Here is a 6,339-nt window from a genome sequence, read left to right on the forward strand (position 1 = left end):
CTTACTAAAAACCCGTATTACAATTCAAACTCTGCTTAATCTATCGAATCTTTCAACATTTCAGCTAAGGCTGTTTTGCGAGTTTCAATTGCACCTTTCTTGTTTACTGCATATCGAAAATCAGCTTCTTTCCCGATGATATGTACTTTAGTTTCCGCTCGTGTAACTGCTGTATAAAGCCAGCTGCGATCAAGTAATATACCTCGTTCAAGAAGCACAATAACATTAGGTGCTTGTGAACCCTGTAATTTATGTAATGTTAAACAGTAGGCGAGGTCGATATACTCAAACAGTTGCCAGTCTATCTCTAATAATCGTTTATCACCCTTTTCATCAAAATCTTCCAGTTCAACAATACAAGCGTATTTGTCAGTTGCTACCGCACTTTTAATAACACCCAACGTACCATTTTGAACATCATATTTATAACTGCCTTTGGTAAAAACAATGGGATCGCCTTCTTTAAAGTCATAACTACCTTTTGTGATAGGCATATCGGTTAGATCAAGGTCCTTTCCATTATGGTTCACAGCAGCTTGCAACTTTATGTTTGCCTTTCTGACCGTAGAATTAGTAGGAGCTATTATCATTGCATTACCGTACCCTGAATAAGCCGTTACAGCATCTTGTAAAAGCTCACCTGCTGATTCTTGAAATACTATCTCAGCGGTATTTAATGATTCAGGCATCATTCCGTGCCGTATAGCCTTTGAGTACGCTGGTACACTGCTTTCTTTTCCCTGCCGTCTCACGACATCAAGTTCCACATGGTTAATGACTCCACTATTAATGGAGTCATTTAAAATGAAACCCGCATTAATTGGCGGAAGTTGATAAGGGTCACCAACCAGCAAGATCCGTGTTTCATCAGAAAACAGAGTAATTAGCCGCCACATAGTATATGCATCTAGCATTGAAGCTTCGTCCACAAGCAAAACGTTATTCTTTTCATTAATGGCTGTTTCACGTAACAACCGCGCAATAGTCATTGTTTCAATGCCTATTGATTGCTGAAGTCTACGGGCTGCCTTCCCTGATAACGCAACCGGGTATATTGTAAAGCCGAGCCTCAGATAAGAATCAACAATAAGCTTCGTGGTAAATGTCTTACCTGTACCGGCACCGCCAGTAAGTGCAAATATTTTACTGAGTAATGCTGTCCTTACTGCTCGCTCTTGCTCTATTTCTAATTTCCAGCCATCAGGTATTGCAGCTGAATACGCCTCTTCCAAATCACTTCGCCAAGTTTCATTAGATTGACGAAGTTTGTTGAATCGTTTTGCTATGGTTTTCTCGAATATATAATTGCCCGAAACATAGTATTTATTGCCTTGCTTAACAAACCCTAAAATATCACCATCTAACTCAGATGCTTTTGAAACTAAGCGAGAGTCATTGTTCAAAAGTTTTTTAATGCTAGGCTCTATGTCTTGCCAATCAGCGACGGTATTTCCTTTGTCACTCCATAACCTCAAAGCTTGTTCAACGATGGCTGCTAGCCTAATTACATCATATTGTTTGATACCGAAGTGCTTTTGAGCAATTTCATCAACTTTCAAAAATCGCATACCTAATGAAAACAAACGATAAGGATTCTGCGTTAAGAAATTAATTGCGTCCCGATCGGCGATTCTGAATAGTTGACGCTGAATAGGTGACTCAATCTCCCACTTAACCAACTGAGATGCATACTTTAGATTTGAATACTCTTTATAGCCATCCCAAAGTCCATGCACCGCTTTATCGCTAAGAAGAACTTTTCTGACAGCTCGAAAGTTAGTTATCGATTTATCGTGCTTGTATGGACCGTATCTGTCGCACTCAAGTATTTTAAATATATCACTTCGAAACTCTCGCCAAAGAAATTGTGCACTTACTGTTCCGATGCCTTCAAATGACTTTTCCGTACTTAAAAAAGTAACAAAACCAACTCCGTTATCTGGCATTACGCATTTAAGTTTAGGTTCCATGAAGCGCCAAACATCAACAAAGCCACCTGTACTGATTTGTTGCTGTCTTATACTGAAGTTTTGTTCTTTTAGTATTTTCCACTGTTGACCTACTTTTGGATCGATATTCAACTTATTCTGAGTGGTAAGTACTTCAATACGATGCGCCCCAGCACCTGCGTTAACAAAAACAGCGCCTAATCGAACATTGTCTGGACTATATTGATATATTCTCGTGAGCCTAATTAAGTAAGCGTTATTGCTCATTTCCATAAACCCATTTCCATCAGGACTTCTTTAAACTCAGAGAGTTTTGCAACTTCAGCAACTAGCTTTGCATTTTCATTTTGTAGCCTACTGTTTACTCTTTTTAAATCACGAATTTTGGCGCTATCTTTTATATCTTCTTCCGTTTCTTTTAAAACATCAATAACTCCATGTTGCAAAGGCAGGTTTGTCTTACGTTGATTGTAAATGCCTGAAGTAGCTAATTCTTGTTTTAATTCTTGTAGCATATTAAAAAGCTTTTCATTTCTAGCTTTTTTAAATGCAGAGGGGTCGAAGCCAAGTTCATTAGCTATTTTCTTTGGACTTAACGTATTACCATGCCAATAATCTAACCAATTAGGCGACTCTTTTGATGTCATTTCAGCAACCCAGCCTTGGAATAAGTCCCTATTGCGTTGGCCTCTTTCTTTACTCATCTTTACTGTCACCGAAGTTTGTCATAATGTTCCCCTACTAATACCACCTCTTAAAGGAGTTGGTTCTGAAGCTTCAGCTTGTATTTTTTACTTGCTAATTTTTATATATTAATGAAAAACTTAGAAATATTCTTTAGAAAGTTTTAATTTTGATACTTTATTCAAAAGTAACCACTAGAAAGATTTTGGAAGAGACTACTATAAGGCTTGCAGAACTTCAGCTCTAATAAGATTTACCTGTTAAAGCAGAAGCTTAAAAGGTACAACATAGTTATCATTAATTTTTGCATTTTTCGATGCCATATTATTGTTGCCAAAAGGACTCTACAACACCCCAAACCCATGGCCCGCGTCAGGCGGGTATAAGAAAAATGCATACTACAGAAAAATAGACACGCATTATTAACATTTCAAGTCACAACTGCAAAGCATCGTTAAATTTGTCACTGGCAAATGACTTTTCTTATAAAGCATTCTAACCACAATTTATATTTGAGCTTTTTAAGTCTCAAAAACTCAAAAATATGTTTTTTCTGCTAAAGTTTGTTTTGTACATAAGTATTAAAGAGAATATACAGTGAGAAAATCCCCATCAAAAACCTCTGATGACCTTGATCTGATAAAAGTAATATCAAGCGGTGAGTTATCTTCTCATTCAAACTCCCTCGATGAAATAAACTTTATAAAGAAAGGGGTTTTAGCCAAGGGGCTTCTGACCTTTTCGAAACTTTTGAAGTGGGACTTAGAATCAACAGCGGCAGTACTTGGAATAACTTCAAAAGAGCTCTCAAGTAATAAGCTCCAAAGGTTAAATTCAAAGGCCACCAAAAATGCAATCGAAATTACAAAGTTGTGTCAAGATGGGATTGAGTATTTTGAGGGTGTTGAAAACTGGAATGGGTGGTTGGATACCCCGCATCTCCATTTTAAAGGGCAACCCCCCCGTTCCGTCTTGAACTCAACAGAAGGAAGGAAGTTTATTAAACGAGTTATTAATAACTTAAAATATAGTTTTACCGCTTAATTAAAAAAGTATCTGTTTAGCAATCACTCAGTGCAATATCTAATAGTGGAGCATGATTAATGTCAAATTATCAGCTTTGAGTTGGGTTCTTGGTGACAAATGGGATATGTTAGACACCTAACCTAGCGTAGAATTAACAAATACCTTTACGCATGACATTTTAGGAATAAGTTAAGCCCAGTGTTTTAGGAGCTTAAATGAGTATAGTGTGTATATTGCTAACACCTAATAGAGTGTTAGCAAATAAATTCAATCATAGACTCTTTAGTTGATTATGATATGCCTAATTCTTATGCACGCGATTTAGTTGACAAAATGGCTATAGATATTAATTTTAATCATAGACTCACGCCTGATGGAAAGATTGTGCGATAAGAATTTCTAACAAGCAGTTTAAACAGAACAAAAATATAGAAATATCATTAACAGGAAGGAACCATGCTTAAAATTACTGGACTCGATAAACTGCAAAAAGATCTAAAAAATGCAGAGAAAGCATTGAATGAACTTGATGGGCAGTTGGGCGTTGTTAACTTTGATCCTCACGACCCTGCAAGCATTGAAGCTGCAATCCAGTCAGTTAACCAAATCATTGATAACCGCATTGAACCTTACGCTAGTAGCCCTATCGTAGGGTCGCTCGCCGAACAAATGAAAGAAAGTTATAGAGAATCAATCCTTCAAAAAGCCGCTGAGGCCCGATTGAAACAAGACGAGAAATAGTAATGAATCAAGATGTTTTTGAAGAAATTAACAACGCAATCATAGATTTACAGAATTCAAAGTTGCAAACGTATGAACGGCCCTTGAAAAAACTCGGCCAATTGTTAAATCATACCGAACTTGAACCTTACAATGAAGAGTTAACCGAAGATGTTGATTTAGACGCTTTCATTACTGAAAGTGAAAAAACAGGGGGGGGCATGGTAGGGAGCGCCCAACTTGCTTGGCCTGATGACCACAAAAAAACGATGGGGTTAACCTTACTTCTTATAGAGAAACTGGCTAATGACCCACGTTACGCTATTAACTTCAGTCATCACTTCTTCTACTCCGGAAATAAAATAATCTCAGGTATCCACACGCTCAATGGACAGCTTATTATTCCTTTTATTCGTGATTATAAGAACTATGTCCAATCAAAGGGGAGTACTGAAATTGTATTGAAGCAGCCATTTTCACGAAAGGTTTTTATCGTTCATGGCCACGACGATGGTGCGAGAGAAACTGTAGCTCGCTTTCTGGAACGAATTGGTTTAGAAGCCATTATACTCCATGAACAGGCTAATCAAGGAAGGACCATTATCGAAAAAGTCGTTGCAAACAGCGATGTTGGGTTTGCGGTAGTCCTACTTACACCTGATGATGAGGGCTGTATCAAAGGTGGAACACTCGAACCTAGAGCCCGTCAAAACGTACTATTGGAACTAGGCTACTTTATTGGACGCTTGGGTCGAGAAAAAGTATGTGCTCTTAAACGCGGTTCGTTAGAAATACCAAGTGATTTCGCAGGTGTTGTTTGGGAAACAATGGACAGTAGTGGTGGCTGGAAACAGGCTCTAGCGCGTGAACTCGAAGCTGCTGGACATAGTATAGATTGGAACAAAGTCATGCGTTCTTGATACACTCTCTTCCTTATAAGCTCTAGAAGCACAGTATTACTCTTCTGCTAACTTTAGTAAACCATCTATGAGGTTTAGTAATTGGGCTTGTATTATAAGCGCATGAGCTACCTCTTTATTTTGATTTAAAATTTGGCTCTTTATATCAAAATCGGTAACTCTCAATTTCTCAAATTGAGGTGTAAGACCTTACCTGAACTAATACGCTTAAATATCAGACGCTAATTCTGCCAATTTTAATTTCAAATTTTCAACTTGCAATTCAAGCTCCTTGTGCAAAAGTGAATATGGCTTAATATAGCTTTTACAGTCTCTTCCTTCTCGGTATGAGTTTTTATGTTCAGATGCCATATTATTAATTTTTTCACGGCTTTTTAATATATCTTCATATAGAGGTAATAATTCGCGTCCGTAAATATTAAGGATCATTTCAATTCGCTGAAAATCAACTTTTTTACTATTACCATCTTCAATTATTTCATCAAGATACTGGTTATAATCAATTTTTCCTTTCATTACTAAAGTCAAATTAAAATAATACGAAAAAGCATTGTTTATCCATTTACTAATAAGTACGTAAAGTTCTTCGAGTCTCTCCCTTTTTATTACGTTTCTTTCATGTTGTTTTTCCATTTCCATTTGTAACTTTAATCTTGCCGAGCTAGATATATTTGCAAAAATTACCCCCGAAAATCCAAGGCCTGCACCTATCAAAACACCAAAAAAACCGATCCAAGACTTTGCATCTATAGAACCTATTATCTCTAACATTAATTAGTATCCCTTATACCTTTAGAACAAAACACTCTTCTTAGACTAGCAAATGTCGCTTTTTAGAAAATAATACTTTACTGAATTAAACCTTATCAGGTTAAACGCAAACTACAGCGCCACTTTAAAAGTAAACACCTTGAAAGGCGTTGTTTCCTAAAAGTTTGAACTATCTTGCCAGCCTGTGATCAGATCATCTATATCCTACTAGCCCGTGCAACAACAATGAGCAAAATCACAAACTGGTCTCACTATAATCAAGCCCTCGT

6 protein-coding genes are annotated in these 6,339 nt (G+C 37.1%); 3 read left to right on the top strand and 3 right to left on the bottom strand.

Annotated features, from left to right (window positions below; genetic code table 11):
* Window positions 1-35: 35 nt before the first annotated feature.
* Complete coding sequence (locus tag ABMY41_RS10545) at window positions 36-2,222, bottom strand: AAA family ATPase (protein WP_063529806.1); 2,187 nt, start codon at window positions 2,220-2,222, stop codon at window positions 36-38.
* Window positions 2,213-2,653 (bottom strand): hypothetical protein, encoded by a 441-nt coding sequence (locus ABMY41_RS10550; RefSeq protein ID WP_063529807.1) that lies wholly within the window; start codon window positions 2,651-2,653, stop codon window positions 2,213-2,215. Before ABMY41_RS10550 ends, ABMY41_RS10545 begins: the two co-directional genes overlap by 10 nt.
* Window positions 2,654-3,230: 577 nt before the next feature.
* On the opposite strand from ABMY41_RS10550, the gene ABMY41_RS10555 reads away from it, so the two are divergent.
* The 3 genes from ABMY41_RS10555 to ABMY41_RS10565 all read left to right on the top strand — a co-directional run bounded on the left by ABMY41_RS10555 (window position 3,231) and on the right by ABMY41_RS10565 (window position 5,299).
* Window positions 3,231-3,677: an MbcA/ParS/Xre antitoxin family protein gene (locus tag ABMY41_RS10555; protein ID WP_063529808.1), complete on the top strand. Its 447-nt coding sequence runs from the start codon at window positions 3,231-3,233 to the stop codon at window positions 3,675-3,677.
* A gap of 438 nt (window positions 3,678-4,115) precedes the next feature.
* Window positions 4,116-4,400: a hypothetical protein gene (locus ABMY41_RS10560; protein WP_063529809.1), complete on the top strand. Its 285-nt coding sequence runs from the start codon at window positions 4,116-4,118 to the stop codon at window positions 4,398-4,400.
* Between the two features lie 2 nt (window positions 4,401-4,402).
* Window positions 4,403-5,299: a nucleotide-binding protein gene (locus ABMY41_RS10565; RefSeq protein WP_063529397.1), complete on the top strand. Its 897-nt coding sequence runs from the start codon at window positions 4,403-4,405 to the stop codon at window positions 5,297-5,299.
* A 207-nt stretch (window positions 5,300-5,506) separates the two neighbouring features.
* Here the strand turns inward: ABMY41_RS10565 and ABMY41_RS10570 are convergent, their stop codons facing one another.
* Complete coding sequence (locus tag ABMY41_RS10570) at window positions 5,507-6,070, bottom strand: hypothetical protein (RefSeq protein WP_063529398.1); 564 nt, start codon at window positions 6,068-6,070, stop codon at window positions 5,507-5,509.
* Window positions 6,071-6,339 lie beyond the last annotated feature (269 nt).

It is taken from the genome of Pseudoalteromonas sp. BZA4, from assembly GCF_040104395.1.
Lineage (GTDB): Bacteria > Pseudomonadota > Gammaproteobacteria > Enterobacterales > Alteromonadaceae > Pseudoalteromonas.